The following is an 18,320-nucleotide window of genomic DNA, read 5'->3' on the forward strand; positions in this document are numbered from 1 at the left end:
ATTATACATACTTTAATCTCTAACAATCTAAAATTAAGATGGGTCTACTAAAAATAATGGCTGATCAAACTCTACAGGAGAAGAATCGTCCACTAATATTTTAACGACTTTACCTGATACTTCAGATTCTATTTCGTTAAACAATTTCATAGCTTCGATAATACAAAGTACATCTCCTTCTGCTATAGTCTGTCCTACCTCTACAAATAATGGTTTATCTGGAGATGGTTTTCTGTAAAATGTTCCAATAATAGGAGACTTTACAGTAATATATTTTGAATTTTCGTCTTCAGCTGGAGCTGCTTCTGTTGGAGCTGCTGCTACCGGTGCTGGCTGCATTGCTTGTTGCATTGGCATTTGGGCCTGCATTGGCACTTGCTGAACGTAAGTTGTTTCTGTGTCAGAACCAGTTCTAATCGTAATTTTTACGTCGTCAGTTTCCAATTTAACTTCACTTGCACCAGATTTGGCAACAAATTTAATTAAGTTTTGAATGTCTTTTAAATCCATAATTATAAGTTATTAATTTAGTTTTAGTTAGTTTAAGAGTTGTAGGCCCATTTTAAATAAATAGATCCCCACGTAAATCCACCTCCAAAAGCAGCAAATATTAGATTGTCTCCTTTTTTAAGTTTAGATTCAAAATCATAAAGTAGTAATGGTAATGTTGCAGAAGTTGTATTACCATATCTATGAATATTTTTTAAGACTTTATCGTCTTCTAAATTCATTCGTTTAGCTGTAGCGTCTATAATACGCATGTTAGCCTGGTGCGGCACTAACCATGATACATCATCATTAGTTAAGTTGTTACGTTGCATTATTTTTTCGCAAACGTCCGCCATGTTTGAAACCGCAAATTTAAACACTGTACGTCCATCTTGATGCACAAAGTGTTGTTTATTGTCTATGGTTTCTTGTGAAGACGGTGTAATTGATCCACCCGCTTCAATTTTTAAAAATTCTCTTCCAGAACCATCACTTCTTAAGTACTCGTCTTGCAACCCTAATCCTTCCGTATTAGGTTCTAACAATACGGCACCAGCCCCATCACCAAAAATGATGCATGTAGAACGGTCTGTATAATCAATAATAGAAGACATTTTATCCGCACCTATTAATAACACTTTTTTATAACGTCCTGATTCTATATAGCTTGTTGCTGTAGATAGTCCATAAAGAAAACTTGAACACGCTGCTTGCAGATCGTATGCAAACGCATTTGTTGCGCCTATTTCTGTAGCTGTATAAACAGCTGTAGAAGCAACAAGCATGTCAGGTGTTGCTGTTGCAACAATGACTAAGTCAATTTCCTTAGGATCTATATTTTGTTTTTTAAGCAGATCTTTAGCTGCATTAATGGCTAGGTATGATGTTCCTTCGCCCTCTAATTTAAGAATCCTACGCTCTTTAATTCCTGTTCTTGATGTAATCCATTCATCGTTTGTATCCACAAGTGTTTCTAGAACCTTGTTAGACAAAACATAGTCTGGTACGTAACCACCAACAGCAGTTATTGCAGCAGAGATTTTGCTCATATTTTAGTTATTTTAGTCAAAAAAAGGTCAAAAACGACCTAAATTGACTTAATTATAATAAAATTAGTCTTTTTTAGACTATTTCTATGCAAAGTAAATGCTTTTTAACGTAAAGAAAAACAAATCATAAAAAAAACGCCCACAAGTGAGCGTTTTTCTATATGCATGCATAATATTATGCTACGTTTTCTTCTACTGAATTGTCAATTAAAACTTGACCTCTGTAGTAAAGTTTTCCTTCACTCCAGTGCGCTCTGTGGTATAAATGAGCTTCACCAGTTGTTGGGCAAGTTGCAATTTGTGGCGCAGTTGCTTTATAATGTGTTCTTCTCTTATCTCTTCTTGTTTTCGAGATTTTTCTTTTAGGATGTGCCATTTTATATTATTATTTATCCGTTAATAGTTTTTTTAATGTATTCCAACGAGGATCGGTCTCCTCTTTGTCTTCTTTTTTATCTTTTAGCCTTGGGCTAAGTTCATCTAATTTGTCAAGTATATCAGAATCTAATGTTCCGTCTTCAACTCCTGGATGTATGCGCTTACTTGGCAATGCTAATACAATAGACTCATAAATATACTGTTGTATATTAACTTCATACTCTCCATGAGTAATGATTAATATATCAATATAATCGTCATTATATTCATCTCCAAATTTAACTACCAAATCAAAACTAGTTTCTATTGGTAAGTCAAAAGGCTCATTTGTAACATCGCAATTGACGTTTACAGTTCCCGAAATTTCAAAATTTAACTCTAGTAAAGTTGATTTTTTTACAAAAGTTAAATTTACTTTAATATCACATGAGTTAAAATCTTCATACTCAAAGTGATTAAAGAACGTTTGATCTATACTATAATCAAAAAGATGTTTTCCTTCTTTTAAACCTACAAATGGTATTGTAAATTCTTTTAATTGCTTCATTACCACATCTATTTTGAGCCTGCAAATATATAAAAATTTCTTTATTATAAAGACTTATAAACATTTTTTTGTTTATATCTTTCTTTTTGAAAATCTTAATGGGTTTTTAGTAAGCTCTTGATACTCGATTCTATTTTTAAAAATCTGTATTCCTGTAAAGATAGCTTCTTTAAAAGAACCAACATCAGCTACACCTTTTCCAGCTATCTCATAAGCTGTACCGTGGTCTGGAGATGTTCTGACTCTGTTTAAACCTGCAGTGTAATTTACACCTTGCCCAAAAGATAATGTTTTAAAAGGTATTAATCCTTGGTCATGATATGATGCAATTATAGCATCAAAATTTTTATAATTGTTTGATCCAAAAAAGCTATCTGCCGCATATGGACCAAAAACCAGCTTACCAGAGTCCTTTATTTTTTGAAGTGTTGGTCTTAAAACAGTATCATCCTCGGTTCCAATAACACCATTATCTCCTGTATGTGGATTAATGCCTAAAACTGCAATTTTAGGTTTATCGATTTGAAAATCTTGCTTAAGCGAATTGTAAACTGTATTAATTTTTTCTTCTATCAGTTTTGGTGTGATATGCATTGCAATATCCTTTACAGGAACATGATCCGTTAATAAACCAACGCGTAACCCATCAGAAACCATAAACATAAGACTATTGCCTTCTAATTCTTGATTAAGATAATCTGTATGACCAGGAAATTTAAAGGTCTCAGACTGTATGTTATGTTTATTAATCGGAGCAGTAACTAAAAGATCTATTTCTTCTTCCTTTAAAGATTTAGTAGCCTGTTCAAGAGACTTAATTGCGTACTCTCCAATTTTTAGATCTTCTTGTCCAAAATTAATAGCAACATTTTCTTTCCAGCAATTTAAAACATTAACACGTCCATGCAGGGCTTGACTAACATTTTGAATCCCGTTTAAGTTAATATCTAAATTAAAATGGTTTTTAACAAAACTCATTGTTTTGATAGAGGCAAAAATAATAGGCGTACAAAAATCTAACATTCTATTGTCTTCAAAAATCCTTAAAACAATCTCTGCTCCTATACCGTTTAAATCTCCTATAGAAATTCCTAGTTTAATATTTTCTTCTTTCTTCATTAATTCTACTAACTATTGTTTGTAAATTTACCAAAGCAAATTTAACTAAATAATACCATTAAGTTTATGTTTACAGGAATAATTGAAACACTGGGTACGGTCAAACAATTATCAACTATAAAAGATAATTTAGATATTACTATTGAAAGCACTATTACTAGCCAATTAAAAATAGATCAAAGTATTGCACATAATGGTGTTTGTTTGACTGTTGTCGAAATCAATGATAACCAATATAGAGTTACTGCCATTAAAGAAACTTTAGACAAAACTAATATTGGTGATTTACAAATAAATGATTTTGTTAATATAGAGCGCGCCATGAAGCTTGGTGACCGACTAGATGGTCACATTGTACAAGGTCATGTAGACCAAACAGCTGTTTGTATAGAAACAAAAGACACTAATGGAAGTTGGTTATATACTTTTGAATACGATCCAAAACTAAATAATATAACCATAGAAAAAGGGTCTATTACTGTAAACGGAGTTAGTCTAACGGTTGTTAATTCTCAAAAAAACAGCTTTAGTGTTGCTATCATACCTTATACATTTGAGCATACTAATTTTAAACAATTTAAAATTGGGACAAAAATAAATTTAGAATTTGATGTCATTGGAAAATACGTAAAGCGCCTTAACGAATTAAGCCTTTAATATTTTTTTAGAAGACACTACTTTATACACACCGTATACAAGACCTAATACAACTAAGATTACGAGACCTCCATCAATAGGAAGACCTGGTGCAGGTGGCGCTCCGTTTTCTAAAGGTGGTGGTGGTCCAGAATCGGCCATACCAACTACGCTTATTAATAAAAATAAGATGTTTGCTATTAATGTTTTTATTGTCTTCATGCTTGATTTGAGAGTGTAAATGTATGAAAAAAACTAGGCTATCAAAACTTTTAAAACGCTTTTTTCTTAAAAAACCTCTTTAAAACGCTTTTTTTATCGATGAAATGCCGATTTCGATGTGTTTTCGCCCATTCAACGAAGGCTTTATCAATCTCTATTTGTTGTAATACAAAAACAGTTCCAAAGTATCAAAAACGCTAAAATCAAGTGCAAATCACAAGTTAGCAGCTTAAATAAACTGTTTTTAACCGTGTAAAGCTAGATATTTCTCTTTTACAATCTGACCTACCGGTCTATTACTAATTTTACTCTCAAGCCAAGAGATTACGTCTAAATACAAAAATGCACGACGCTCAAATGGATGATCTTCAAAAGGTTTTAAGACTTCTAAAAGTTTCTTAAACTCCTTTTTAATATCCTGAGGGTAAATATCCTGAAGCCCTCTAATAAACTTTATCATTTCTTTTTGCACCTCGTGCAAATCATTCATCTTTATTAAAAACTTATAAGTACTACGCAATAAGGTTTCTAAATGATAATCTAAACCAGCCTCATAATGCGCAACTAAATTTAAAACTCGAGAAAAGCATAATAAGTCCTCTCGCATAGATAAAGACTTGTTTGATATAATTTTATCCAAATATCTAATACACTCCTTATTATTACCCGCTCCAAAATGCAAACTGGCAAACTTATAATAAAAGACCATTTTATGGTGTGCATCAATCTTATTAGAATATACCATCAAATCAGCTTCTACCTCTGGAATTAAACCAAGACCATTTTCAAAGCTTCCATCTATAAAATGCTGATTTATTTTATGAAAATTACCATATAAAAACACCAAAGAAGCCACATTCTCATCCTTAGGAAAATCAGAACGCTCTACAATAGCATAAAAATCAGATAGCTTACCAACAAATTTAGGCTTGTTTTTAATAAAATATAAAGCCTCTAACAAATAGTTATTTCCCTTTAAGAAGAATACTGGATTTAAACTAATCATGCTTGGGTTTTCATAGAACAAGTCCACCCATTTTAAAGCATACTTATAACAGTTTAAAAAATCCTGCATTAAAAAACTATACCATAAATGCGTTTTATAAAACCAAAGCTTTTCTCTAAATCCTAACTTAGCTACATCAACCTCAGGAAGCCTGTCTTCAAAATATTTGGTTACTGCTTTACTTTCTGCTTCGTTTTTAACATAACCTGTCTTTAATATTATGCTATATAACTGTAAAGACAAATTAGACAACTTACTAGTTATTACATTTAATTCACTTAACTCCTTAGCCTGCACAGTTAACTGATCTGCACGACTACCTATACTTCTAGTAATATATTGTGATTCAATTATTTTCTCAAGTTCAACAATTTCAAATGCTAAGTTTTTTTCTTCATTTAAAATAGCCAATTCTTTTGCCTTATCTAAGATCTTTAAACTTTGCTTATACAACCCTTTATGATACAGTATTGAAGCAAAATCTAATTGCTCTCTAATTTGAGAGCGTATATTTTGATGGGATGGGTTTAATTTTAAACTAATCAAAACCTGCTTATACAAATGCGCCTTAACGTTTGCTAATTGCTGTTTTTTAACTACACCACTTTTAACAATAGCAGCTTCATCATACACTTTAGACTTATCAAGAAGATTAAATAGGTTTAAAAATTTAGAATCAGAATTAACCCCAAGCCTTCCAACATACAGCTTAAACTGTCGCTTTTCGGACTTAGTTAAAGACTTAACTAATAAAAACAAATTATCTTTTTGGGCTTTAGTCATCAACTAATTATTAATTTAAAACACTGATTATCAATTAATTAAGATTGTTTTCAAAGACTGAACATCGTAACATCACAAATAACAGACATCTATAACAGTTAACCAAAGTATACATTAGTAATTCAAAAGAAAAATAATTCTCTCTTAAAATGTCAAAAAACTCAATTCAAATATTTGATACTACTCTACGTGATGGCGAACAAGTGCCAGGATGTAAGCTAAACACAGAGCAAAAGGTAATTATTGCTAAGCAATTGGACCAACTAGGTGTTAATGTAATCGAAGCAGGTTTTCCCGTCTCTAGTCCAGGTGACTTCAAATCGGTAGAAGAAATATCAAAAATCGTAAAAAATGCTACCGTTTGCGGCTTAACTAGAGCTGTAGAAAACGATATAAAAGTAGCTGCCGAAGCATTAAAACATGCTAAACACCCAAGAATCCACACAGGAATTGGCACATCAGACTCCCACATACTTCATAAATTTAAATCTAACAAAGCGGATATTATACAACGTGCTTACGATGCTGTAAAATATGCTAAATCCTTTGTTGAAGATGTCGAGTTTTACGCTGAAGATGCCGGACGTACAGACAACGAGTATTTAGCAAGAGTATGCGAAGCTGCAATAAAAGCCGGAGCAACAGTACTAAATATACCAGATACTACAGGATACTGTTTACCTAGTGAGTATGGCGCAAAAATTAAATATTTAAAAGAGAACGTTAAAGGAATTGAAAAAGCCATTTTATCGTGTCATTGCCATAACGATTTAGGTCTAGCAACTGCCAACTCTATTGAAGGCGTTATTAACGGAGCAAGACAAATAGAATGTACCATAAACGGAATTGGAGAGCGTGCTGGTAACACTGCGCTTGAAGAAGTAGTCATGGTTTTAAAACAGCATCCTTACCTAAACCTAGACACTAGTATAAAAACCGAAATGCTTTACGGACTTAGTCAATTAGTATCAGAAAGCATGGGGATTTACACGCAACCTAATAAAGCCATTGTTGGCGCTAATGCTTTTGCACATAGCTCAGGTATACATCAAGATGGTGTGATTAAAAACCGTGAAACATACGAGATAATCAATCCTAAAGATGTTGGTGTTACAGAATCTGCAATTGTTTTAACCGCCAGAAGTGGTCGTGCCGCTTTAGCATACAGAGCAAAAAATGTGGGTTACGAACTAACTAAGCTTCAATTAGATGATGTTTATGCCAACTTTTTAAATTTTGCCGATAGAAAAAAAGAAATAAATGATGGTGATATCCACCAGATTATTGAAACTAGCAAAATGTACCAACAAATAATTTCGGCATAATTATGGGACAAACATTATTTGACAAAGTTTGGGATGCTCACGTTGTAGAGACCATTAAAGACGGACCACAAGTATTATATATTGACAAACACCTAATACATGAGGTGACTAGTCCACAAGCTTTTAATGAGCTAGAAGAACGCAACATTCCTGTTTTTAGACCAAAACAAATTGTTGCCACTGCAGATCATAATACGCCAACACAAAACCAACACTTACCAGTTAAAGATTTATTGTCTAGAAATCAATTAGAACAACTATCTGAAAACTGCAAAAAAAACAATATCACACTTTACCAACTAGGACACCAATACAATGGGATTGTCCATGTTATGGCTCCAGAATTAGGAATTACCCAACCAGGAATGACAATGGTTTGCGGAGATAGTCACACCTCAACACATGGTGCTTTTGGAACCATCGCTTTTGGTATTGGAACCAGTCAAGTGGCACAGGTTTTTGCTAGTCAATGCTTACTTTTAACTAAGCCAAAAAGCTTAAGAGTGACTGTTAACGGTAAACTTAAAAATGGCGTATTACCAAAAGATGTTATTTTATACATCATTGCCAAATTAGGCACAAACTCAGGCACAGGTTACTTCTGCGAATATGCGGGAGATGTTTTTGAAAACATGTCCATGGAAGGCAGAATGACCGTTTGTAATATGAGTATTGAAATGGGCGCTCGAGGCGGAATGATTGCCCCAGACCAAACCACTTTTGACTATGTAAAGGATAAAGAATTTGCACCAAAAGGAGATGCTTTTGACAAAAAAGTAGCCTATTGGAAAACTCTACCAACGGATGCAGATGCTGTTTTTGATAAAGAATATGCTTTTGACGCGGAAGATATAGAACCTATGGTAACTTATGGTACCAACCCAGGAATGGGAATTAAAGTGACTGAAAACATACCAACTATAGACGATGCTTCTTTTGAAAAATCTTTACAATACATGGATTTCAAAAAAGGAGAATCTTTAATCAATAAACCTATTAACTATGTCTTTATTGGAAGCTGTACCAACTCTAGAATTGAAGATTTTAGAGTAGCTGCAAACTACATAAAAGGAAAACAAAAAGCTGATAATGTTACCGCTTGGTTAGTTCCTGGTAGTAAACAAGTAGAAGCTCAAATTATAAAAGAAGGTCTTAAAGATGTATTTGACGCAGCTGGCTTTGAGCTAAGACAACCGGGTTGTTCCGCTTGCTTAGCTATGAACGACGATAAGATTCCGCAAGGCGAATATTGTGTTTCAACATCAAACCGAAACTTTGAAGGAAGACAAGGACAAGGCTCCAGAACTATTTTAGCCAGTCCTTTAGTTGCAGCTGCAACAGCTATTGAAGGCAAAATTGTGGACATAACAAAACAACTAAATTAAGATGGAAAAGTTTACAACATTACAATCTCAAGCTATTCCGTTAGCAATAGAAAACATAGATACAGATCAGATAATTCCTGCTAGATTTTTAAAAGCAACAGACCGAAAAGGCTTTGGAGACAACCTTTTTAAAGATTGGAGATTTAATAAAGATGATTCAGTAAATGAGTCTTTCTCTTTAAACAACCCTAAATACTCAGGAAGCATTTTAGTTGCGGGAGATAATTTTGGTTGCGGCTCTAGTCGCGAACACGCAGCTTGGGCTTTAAGTGATTACGGCTTTAAAGTTATTGTTTCAAGTTTTTTTGCGGATATTTTTAAAGGAAACGCCTTAAATAATGGGCTATTACCTGTTCAAGTTTCAGCAGAATTTTTAAAAGTACTACTAGACGTTACCACAGAAAATCCAGAGACTATTTTACAAGTTAATCTTGAAGAGCAAATTATCTCCGTAAAAGGCACTTCTTTCAAGGAAGCTTTTGACATTGATGCTTACAAAAAAACTTGTATGATTAATGGTTATGATGATATTGACTATCTATTAAGTAAAAAAGAAACTATTTCGGCTTTTGAAGCCAAAAAAACATACTAATAATTATACTATGAAATTAAACATAGCAGTTTTACCTGGTGACGGTATAGGTCCAGAAGTGACTAATCAAGCAATCAAAGTTTTAAAAGCTATTGCTTTAGAATTTGATCACACCTTTTTATTTAAAGAAGCTCCTGTTGGCGCAGTGGCAATTGACAAACACAACAACCCATTACCTGACAATACCTTAGATTTGTGCAAATCTAGTGATGCTATTTTGTTTGGAGCTATTGGAGACCCTAAATACGATAATGATCCAACAGCAAAAGTTAGACCAGAACAAGGCTTACTAAAACTTAGAAAAGAACTTGGTTTGTACGCAAACATAAGACCTGTAAAAGCGTATGATATGCTTTTAGATAAATCACCTCTAAAACAACACATTATAGAGGGAACAGATATTAGTATTTACAGAGAATTGACAGGCGGAATTTACTTTGGTAAAAAATATTTAAGTGAAGACGGAAATACAGCGTCTGATTTATGCGAATATTCTAAATACGAAATAGAACGTATCGCACATTTAGCATTTAAAAACGCGCAAAGCAGAAAGAAAAAGGTAACACTAGTAGATAAAGCTAATGTTTTAGAAACATCTAGATTATGGCGCAAAGTCGTTACCGATTTAGCAAAGGACTACCCAGATGTAACCTTAGATTTTTTATTTGTTGATAATGCTGCCATGCAAATGATTTTAAACCCAAAACAGTTTGATGTTATTTTAACCGAAAACTTATTTGGAGACGTTATAAGTGACGAAGCTAGTGTAATTGGCGGTTCTATTGGATTACTGGCATCAGCCTCCATTGGTGACAAATATGCAATGTTTGAACCTATACATGGATCATACCCGCAAGCAACAGGAAAAGGGATTGCAAACCCAATTGCATCTATATTAAGCGCAGCAATGCTTTTAGAGCATTTTGACCTTCACGAAGAAGCCAATCTAATTAAAGAAGGTGTTGAAAAATCTTTAAAACTAGAAATTACAACACCAGATTTAAACGCATCCTACACTAATGTCTCTACCTCTAAGGTTGGAGATTTTATTGCCGATTTTATAAGTAACCCAAATGACACGAATATTAATTTCAATAATATTCACTTAGGACAATCTACGATTATTTAACACTGTTTTTGTTAGTCTAAAACATGCTCAGCAATTAAATTGCTGAGCTTTTTTTTGCTTTATACTATTTAAAATTAGACATAAAAAAAAACCTGAAAACAAAATGTTTTCAGGTTTTTCCAACAAATTAACTAAAGCTTAATGTTCATTTAATCTAAAGTCTGGATACGCATCCATACCATGCTCATGAGCATCAAGTCCTTCCAATTCCTCTTTTTCAGAAACTCTAATTCCAACTGTTTTCTTTAATGTATAAATAATTAAAAACGACGATACTATACACAAAACAGCATAAGAAACCACACCTATAAGCTGACTTACAAACTGTGCACCACTAGCTAATTCCCCAAAAAGACCAACAGCTAAAGTCCCCCAGATACCGCATACTAAATGTACCGCGATAGCTCCAACAGGATCATCTAACTTTAACCTATCAATTAAAGACACTGCAAACACAATAATTGCACCTGCCACTGCTCCAATAATTATAGCATCAGTAGGACTCATCTGATCTGCTCCCGCAGTAATCCCAACTAATCCTCCAAGAATTCCGTTTAAAAACATCGTTAAATCCAAGTTTTTAAACTTAAGTAAAGACACAAAAGCTGCAACAACACCTCCACTGGCAGCTGCCAAACAAGTTGTTACTAAGGTTAATGATGTTAAAGACGGGTCTGCAGATAATACAGATCCTCCATTAAAACCAAACCAACCTAACCAAAGTATTAACACACCAGCTGTAGCTAAAGGAATATTATGTCCTGGAATAGCTTGTATTTTTCCATTCTTAAATTTACCAATTCTAGACCCTAACAAACACACCGCAACTAATGCAGCCCATCCACCAACAGAATGCACTAATGTAGATCCTGCAAAGTCATAAAAAGGAGTTTCTAGTGTTTGTAAAAATCCGCCACCCCATTTCCATGAACCAGCAATTGGGTATATTAATCCAACATATATTATTGTAAAAATCATAAAAGGTCCAATCTTCATACGTTCTGCTACTGCTCCAGACACAATAGTTGCTGCTGTTGCTGCAAACATCCCTTGAAATAAGAAATCTGTCCAATACGTATAACCTTCATTATATGCCAAATCTAAAGCACCTTCTGCTGTTACTGGCGCATCTAATCCAAAACCAGCAAATCCTATAAACCCATTAAATTCACCAGGATACATTAAATTAAATCCTACTAAACAGTAAAGCAATAGACCTACCGTAATAATAAATATGTTTTTAAATAAAATGTTTAATGTGTTTTTTTGTCGTGTTAACCCAATCTCTAAAAATGCAAATCCTAAATGCATAAAGAAAACTAAGGCTGTACAGATCATCATCCATACATTGTTTATTGTAAGTAATTCCATTGTTTTTTATTTTAAAGTGTTTCCGCCTTTTGCTCCTGTTCTTATTCTATAGACCTCATCAATTTGTGAGACAAATATTTTACCATCACCAACCTCTCCAGTAGAACCTGATTCTAAAATGGCTTTTATGGTTACTTCTTCAAAATCATCATTAACAACTATTGATAAATAGCGTCTTTGTATATCACTTGTACTATAAGAAACCCCTCTATAAACATGCCCCTCTTTTTCGTTACCTAAACCTGTAACATCCCAATAAGAGAAAAAATTTACGCCAACTTCATGCAATGCATTTTTAACTGCAGAAAATTTAGATTTTCTGATTATTGCTTCTACTTTTTTCATAATTAGTTTTTATTAGAATTTATATATCGCTGCCAAAACAAAAGAACCTAAGCTTTTTGTTGCCATTAAATCTGTATCAATAAAATCGTCTTCAGAACTACTATCAAGTCTAAATTCTGGTTTAATAATTAAATCTTCGTCAATAACCAAACTTCCAGTAAGCGTTAATCCAATAACACTTGGATCATCATCTACAGATTCGCTTTGTGTTTGAAAATATTCCCCTCTTAATCCTATAGTAAAGGTGTCACTAATACCATATTGAGGATACAAATCCACGCCATAAAATCCTTCACCATCATTATCCGCATACGCTGCATTGATCCCAACAAAAAAGTCTTCTGAGGCATCAAAACCTCCAGTATAATCTACTTCAAAACCTAAACCGGCAGCATCATATAATAAGTTTAAATACTGACCATCATATCCTAGTTGCGCACCTACTGCATAACTTCCGTCTGGATTAAACTCCGTAACATCCGTTTGATTAAACACTCCTAACATTAAGCTAAAATCTTCTGACAAAGTAAAGTCTGCTTTCAAACCCGTATGAGAGAATGGTCCATTAGAAAACAAATAAGAAGTACTATAATTAAAGTTTCCTGCTGGCGCAATAACTTCGTAACCTAAAAACGTATTAAACTTACCTAAGGTTAATTTTGTGTTTTCGCTAATGTTATAAAAAGCAAACAACTGATTTAATACTGTTGCACTTGCAGCTTCACCTCTTGGACCAAAGACTAAATCCGCAACAGCTCCAACACGTCCTTTTTCGTAGGATGCAATAATATTTCCCATTCCTAAAGAAAATCCACCCGTATCAGCAAAAGATGTTGCAGGTGCAATTTGATTTTCATCATTTGGCGCTGTTAAATTGGTTCTGTAGTATGCATCCACACTACCTTCAAAAGCAAACTTTTTTTCTGGTGTATTAGCATCCTCTTGAGCAAACAAAGTTGTTGCAACCAAAAGAAGCGATAGGGTCAGTAATTGTTTCATAAAAATTGGTGTTAAAATGGTTGGTTAATATCCCAAATCTATGTTAAAATATATTTAACCCCTAAAAAAGATAGGGTTCTAGACTCATTTTTATTATAATTTTATTTTATACCCTATTTTTTATAGGGTATCATAAAATACCTATGCTTTTTTTACTAATCTCATATCTTTAATAATGAACAATTCTTATAAAAATCATGTTTTATTTAAATATTATTCAGTTTTTTATATTTTACGCAATCGTTTTCGCAACAAACAATCCTATTTACTGTGTTTTTTGCTTTGATGATTTGTTAGTTTAATCAGTATAAAATTGTTTATAGTGTATTATATAATAGTCTAAATCAGAATTTCGGAAAAGTGTTTATACTTTTTTTAAATTCAATTACTAGCGTGTATCTTACAGTTGTAATAAGGCCCAAAAAGCCTTTAAAATTGACTTATTATGCTAAAAAAACAAGGACTTTATTTACCAGAATTTGAACACGATAATTGTGGTGCAGGATTTATATGTAGCTTAACGGGAAAACGATCTAACGACATCATCCATAAAGCACTTGAAATTTTAGTAAAATTAGAACACCGTGGTGCTGTAAGTTCAGACGGAGTAACAGGAGACGGCGCAGGTATATTAATTGATATTCCGCATAAATTCTTTAAGATTTTTTGTGAGTTTGATTTACCTGAAGCTGGAGAATACGCAGTTAGTAATGTATTTCTTCCTAAAAAAGAAAACCAACGTCAATATTGTATTGATGTTTTTGAAAAAGAAATCCAAAATCAAGGCCTTAAATTAATTGGCTGGAGAGACGTACCAGTTAATAGTACTGTTTTAGGTGAAATTGCAAAAGTAACAGAACCTTTTGTAAAGCAAATTTTTATCGGAAAGGCTAGCGATACCCAAACCGAAAGAGAATTCAACATAAAATTATATGCTGCACGAAAAATTGCAGAACACACTATATATGACTCTAAATTATCAGAATCACAATTCTTCTACCTACCAAGTCTATCTACTAAAATCATAATATTTAAAGGCTTATTAATGCCGGAACATATTAACGAATATTACTTAGACTTATTTAACTCGGCTTTAGACACAAGATTAGCATTAGTACACCAACGTTTTTCTACCAACACATTTCCAACTTGGGATTTAGCACAACCTTTTAGATATATCTGTCATAACGGTGAAATAAACACCGTTAGAGGTAATGTATCTCGTATGTTTTCTCGTGAAGAAATTATGGAAAGCCCATTATTTGGAGATGATATTAAAAAAATAATTCCTACTATTTTAAGAGGGAAATCAGATTCTGCAACCCTAGACATGGTTGTTGAATTACTATTAATGACGGGACGTTCGCTTCCAGAAGCAATGATGATGTTAGTACCCGAAGCTTGGGAAAAAAACCCACACATGTCGGATTCTAAAAAAGCGTTTTACGAATACAACTCCTGCTTAATGGAACCTTGGGACGGACCAGCTTCTATCCCATTTACTGACGGTAATTTTATAGGTGCTGTTTTAGATAGAAATGGATTACGCCCTTCAAGATATACCGTAACAAAACAAGGAAACGTTATTATGTCTTCCGAAACTGGTGTTGTAGACATTGCTCCAGAAAACATAGAATTCCATGGTCGTTTAGAACCAGGAAAAATGTTTTTAGTAAACATGAGCGAAGGTCGTATTGTTAATGATGAAGAAATCAAAGAAGAAATAGCAGCCAAACATCCTTACAGACAATGGTTAAACGAAAATTTGATACATCTTCGCGATATTGAAGCTAAAGAAGGCCATATTAAATATGATGAAATTGATCTTAAAAAACGTGAAGTTGTTTTTGGCTATACAGAAGAAGATTTAAATACTATTATTCGTCCGATGGCACAATTAGGAAAAGAACCTATTGGATCCATGGGAAGTGATACGCCAATTGCTATTTTATCAGAAAGACCACAATTAATTTATAACTACTTCAAACAGTTATTTGCTCAAGTTACCAATCCGCCTTTAGATGGAATTAGAGAAGAGTTAATTACAGATATAAGCTTAACGCTTGGTAGTGACGTCAATATATTTGATATCAATGCCGAACATTGTAAAAAATTAAAAATTCAGAATCCGGTTATTTCTAAACACGATTTAGATAAGATTAGAGATTATGATACTAATCCTGATTTTAAAGTCGAATCCATTTCCATGTTATACGAAGTAAATCGTGGATTAAATGAACTGGAAGTCGCACTTGAAAACTTAGTCACTAAAGCTTCTAAAGCTATTGACGAAGGTGCAAACATCATTATTTTATCCGATCGATTTGTAGACGAAAACCACGCACCAATTCCTGCACTTTTAGCATGTTCATACCTAAATCATGCTTTACACAAATTAGAAAAACGCTCAAAAATTAGCCTTATAATTGAATCTGCAGAACCACGTGAAGTCCACCACTTTGCCTTATTATTTGGTTATGGCGCAAGTGCTGTAAACCCTTACATTGTAAATGAAATTGTTCAACAACAAATCAACAATGCAGATCTTACAGATTTAGAATATTTAGCTGCCATTAAAAACTACAATAAAGCAGTTGGAAAAGGGATTTTAAAGGTGATGAACAAAATTGGGATTTCAACATTAAACTCGTACCGTGGCTCTCAATTATTTGAATGTATCGGAATTAAAACCTCGACAGTCGAAAAATACTTCCCAAATACACCAACACGTATTCAAGGTATTGGCCTAAGAGAAATTGAACAAGAAATTGTTAAACGTCACAAAAGGGCTTTTCATAAAAATACAGAACCACAAATTGAAGTTGGTGGAGATTACAGATGGAGACGTGGACAAGAAAAACACATGTTTAATCCACTAACAGTTGCCAAACTTCAAGAATCGGTAAGAACCAATAAAGCATCTACCTTTAAGGAGTTTTCAGATTTAGTAAACGATCAATCTAAAAGTCTAATGACTATTAGAGGTTTGTTTGAGTTTGATCAATTTGACCCCATTCCTTTAGAGGAAGTAGAACCTTGGACAGAAATAGTAAAACGTTTTAAAACCGGAGCCATGTCTTATGGTTCTATTAGTAAAGAAGCACATGAAAACCTGGCGGTTGCTATGAACAGAATTGGAGGGAAATCTAATTCTGGTGAAGGTGGAGAAGATCAAGAACGTTTCTACAAAAGCTCACAAGGAGACTGGAGAAACTCAGCAATCAAACAAGTCGCTTCAGGACGTTTTGGAGTCACTTCCAACTACTTAACAAGCGCAAGCGAAATTCAAATAAAAATAGCACAAGGTGCAAAACCTGGAGAAGGTGGACAATTACCTGGACCAAAAGTGAATCCAGAAATTGCAAAAACAAGAAATTCAACACCCTATGTTGGTTTGATCTCACCACCACCACATCACGATATTTATTCTATTGAAGATTTATCGCAATTAATTTACGATGTAAAATCAGCAAATAGAGAAGCTAGAATTAATGTAAAACTAGTATCAGAAATTGGTGTTGGTACAGTAGCAGCAGGAGTTGCTAAAGCAAAAGCAGATGTTATTTTAATTGCTGGTTTTGATGGAGGAACAGGAGCCACGCCTTTAACTTCACAAAAACATACAGGTTTACCTTGGGAACTTGGTGTTGCAGAAGCACAGCAAACCTTAGTGATGAATGACCTTAGAAATCGTGTAGTTTTAGAATGTGACGGACAATTAAAAACAGGTCGCGATGTTGCTATTGCTTGTTTACTTGGTGCAGAAGAATTCGGTTTTGCAACAGCACCTTTAGTAGCTTCAGGATGTATTATGATGCGTGTGTGTCATTTAAACACATGCCCAGTCGGAATTGCAACTCAAAACCCAGACTTACGTAAAAAGTTTAAAGGAAAACCAGAACACGTTGTTAACTACATGTATTTTGTAGCACAAGAATTACGTGAGATTATGGCTAAATTAGGATTTAGAACTATTAATGAAATGGTTGGACAATCTCAAAAACTAAATAGAAACAAAGCCATAGACCATTATAAATCTTCAGGAATTGACTTAACACCAATCTTACACAAAGTAGAAGTCGCAGAAGATGTACAACTATACAACACATATTGTCAAGACCATAACTTGAATGTACACTTAGATTTTAAAATCATAAAACAGGCACATCAAGCTTTATTTAGAAGACAAAAAACAAACTTAGCTATGCCTATCACAAATATAGATAGAGCAGTTGGAGCAGTTATAAGTAACGAAATTTCGAAAATTTATGGAGCAGATGGCCTACCTGAAGACACTATAGATATTGATTTCACAGGTTCTGCAGGACAAAGTTTTGGAGCCTTCGCAACCAAAGGTTTAAAATTTACCGTGCACGGAAACACAAATGATTACCTAGGTAAAGGGTTATCCGGAGCTAAATTAATTATTAAAGTGCCAGAAAAATGCGCCATTATTCCGGAAGACAATATCATTACAGGAAACGTAACACTGTATGGCGCGACCTCTGGAGAAGTTTATATAAATGGTAAAGCTGGAGAGCGTTTTTGTGTTAGAAATTCAGGAGCACAAGCAGTAGTCGAAGGTATTGGAGATCATGGTTGTGAGTATATGACTGGTGGAGTTGCTGTTATTCTTGGTACTGTAGGTCGAAACTTTGGAGCAGGAATGAGCGGAGGAGTTGCTTATGTTTTAGACGACAAAGGAACGTTTAAACAGAATTGCAATTCGGAAGATTTAAACATCGATCCAATTGAAAACGAAGCGGATAGTCTTCAGCTAAAACAATTAATCGAAAATCATTTTGAAGCAACAGGTAGTCCATTAGCAGCACGTATTCTAAAAGACTGGAACAACTACCTTCCAAAGTTTAAAAAAGTGTTACCAGAAGAGTACAGACAAGCCTTAGTGAGATTAGAACAAGAACAACTAGAATTAGCGTAAATT

16 protein-coding genes are annotated in these 18,320 nt (G+C 33.8%); 6 read left to right on the top strand and 10 right to left on the bottom strand.

Annotated features, from left to right (window positions below):
* Positions 1-33: 33 nt before the first annotated feature.
* The 5 genes from accB to pdxA form a co-directional block, all read right to left on the bottom strand.
* Positions 34-510, bottom strand: a complete 477-nt coding sequence (gene accB, locus BMZ09_RS01850; protein WP_090836977.1) for an acetyl-CoA carboxylase biotin carboxyl carrier protein — start codon at positions 508-510, stop codon at positions 34-36.
* Positions 511-542: 32 nt separating this feature from the next.
* A complete protein-coding gene (locus tag BMZ09_RS01855) occupies positions 543-1,538 on the bottom strand; it encodes a beta-ketoacyl-ACP synthase III (RefSeq protein ID WP_090836979.1) in 996 nt (331 codons plus the stop codon).
* A gap of 175 nt (positions 1,539-1,713) precedes the next feature.
* Complete coding sequence (gene rpmF / locus BMZ09_RS01860) at positions 1,714-1,914, bottom strand: 50S ribosomal protein L32 (protein ID WP_027879374.1); 201 nt, start codon at positions 1,912-1,914, stop codon at positions 1,714-1,716.
* Positions 1,915-1,923: 9 nt separating this feature from the next.
* Complete coding sequence (locus BMZ09_RS01865) at positions 1,924-2,463, bottom strand: YceD family protein (RefSeq protein WP_090836981.1); 540 nt, start codon at positions 2,461-2,463, stop codon at positions 1,924-1,926.
* A gap of 72 nt (positions 2,464-2,535) precedes the next feature.
* Positions 2,536-3,582: a 4-hydroxythreonine-4-phosphate dehydrogenase PdxA gene (gene pdxA / locus BMZ09_RS01870; RefSeq protein WP_090836983.1), complete on the bottom strand. Its 1,047-nt coding sequence runs from the start codon at positions 3,580-3,582 to the stop codon at positions 2,536-2,538.
* A gap of 66 nt (positions 3,583-3,648) precedes the next feature.
* Here pdxA and BMZ09_RS01875 point away from each other — a divergent pair, with 66 nt between their 5' ends.
* Positions 3,649-4,239, top strand: a complete 591-nt coding sequence (locus tag BMZ09_RS01875; protein WP_090836985.1) for a riboflavin synthase — start codon at positions 3,649-3,651, stop codon at positions 4,237-4,239.
* Here the strand turns inward: BMZ09_RS01875 and BMZ09_RS01880 are convergent.
* On the bottom strand, positions 4,228-4,440 hold the full coding sequence (locus BMZ09_RS01880) for a PID-CTERM protein-sorting domain-containing protein (protein ID WP_090836988.1): 213 nt from the start codon (positions 4,438-4,440) through the stop codon (positions 4,228-4,230). The two genes, BMZ09_RS01875 and BMZ09_RS01880, sit on opposite strands and share 12 nt — an antisense overlap.
* Positions 4,441-4,684: 244 nt before the next feature.
* The gene (locus BMZ09_RS01885) at positions 4,685-6,229 is read right to left on the bottom strand and encodes a hypothetical protein (protein ID WP_090836990.1); all 1,545 of its coding nucleotides are present in this window, start codon (positions 6,227-6,229) and stop codon (positions 4,685-4,687) included.
* A gap of 149 nt (positions 6,230-6,378) precedes the next feature.
* Between BMZ09_RS01885 and BMZ09_RS01890 the strand changes: the two genes are divergently transcribed.
* From BMZ09_RS01890 to leuB, 4 genes are read left to right on the top strand one after another with little or no spacing between them, the layout of a single operon-like run.
* Positions 6,379-7,554: a 2-isopropylmalate synthase gene (locus tag BMZ09_RS01890; protein ID WP_090836991.1), complete on the top strand. Its 1,176-nt coding sequence runs from the start codon at positions 6,379-6,381 to the stop codon at positions 7,552-7,554.
* Positions 7,555-7,556: 2 nt separating this feature from the next.
* Entirely contained in the window at positions 7,557-8,939 is a 1,383-nt protein-coding gene (leuC, locus tag BMZ09_RS01895) for a 3-isopropylmalate dehydratase large subunit (protein WP_090836993.1), read from the top strand.
* Between the two features lies 1 nt (position 8,940).
* Positions 8,941-9,531 carry a 3-isopropylmalate dehydratase small subunit gene (gene leuD / locus BMZ09_RS01900; protein WP_090836994.1) on the top strand — a complete coding sequence of 197 codons (591 nt, stop codon included), beginning with the start codon at positions 8,941-8,943 and terminating at the stop codon, positions 9,529-9,531.
* Between the two features lie 10 nt (positions 9,532-9,541).
* Entirely contained in the window at positions 9,542-10,660 is a 1,119-nt protein-coding gene (gene leuB, locus BMZ09_RS01905; protein WP_090836996.1) for a 3-isopropylmalate dehydrogenase, read from the top strand.
* Positions 10,661-10,798: 138 nt separating this feature from the next.
* On the opposite strand, the gene BMZ09_RS01910 is transcribed toward leuB, so the two are convergent.
* Genes BMZ09_RS01910 through BMZ09_RS01920 form a run of 3 tightly spaced genes read right to left on the bottom strand, consistent with a single transcriptional unit; the run spans position 10,799 to position 13,375 of the window.
* Positions 10,799-12,031, bottom strand: coding sequence for an ammonium transporter (locus BMZ09_RS01910; RefSeq protein WP_090836997.1), 1,233 nt, complete (start codon positions 12,029-12,031; stop codon positions 10,799-10,801).
* Positions 12,032-12,037: 6 nt separating this feature from the next.
* Positions 12,038-12,376: a P-II family nitrogen regulator gene (locus BMZ09_RS01915; RefSeq protein ID WP_090836999.1), complete on the bottom strand. Its 339-nt coding sequence runs from the start codon at positions 12,374-12,376 to the stop codon at positions 12,038-12,040.
* Positions 12,377-12,388: 12 nt separating this feature from the next.
* Positions 12,389-13,375: an outer membrane beta-barrel protein gene (locus BMZ09_RS01920; protein WP_090837000.1), complete on the bottom strand. Its 987-nt coding sequence runs from the start codon at positions 13,373-13,375 to the stop codon at positions 12,389-12,391.
* 445 nt (positions 13,376-13,820) lie between these two features.
* Here BMZ09_RS01920 and gltB point away from each other — a divergent pair, with 445 nt between their 5' ends.
* On the top strand, positions 13,821-18,317 hold the full coding sequence (gltB, locus tag BMZ09_RS01925; RefSeq protein ID WP_090837002.1) for a glutamate synthase large subunit: 4,497 nt from the start codon (positions 13,821-13,823) through the stop codon (positions 18,315-18,317).
* Positions 18,318-18,320: the final 3 nt, after the last annotated feature.

It is taken from the genome of Olleya namhaensis (assembly GCF_900114005.1).
Taxonomy (GTDB): domain Bacteria; phylum Bacteroidota; class Bacteroidia; order Flavobacteriales; family Flavobacteriaceae; genus Olleya; species Olleya namhaensis.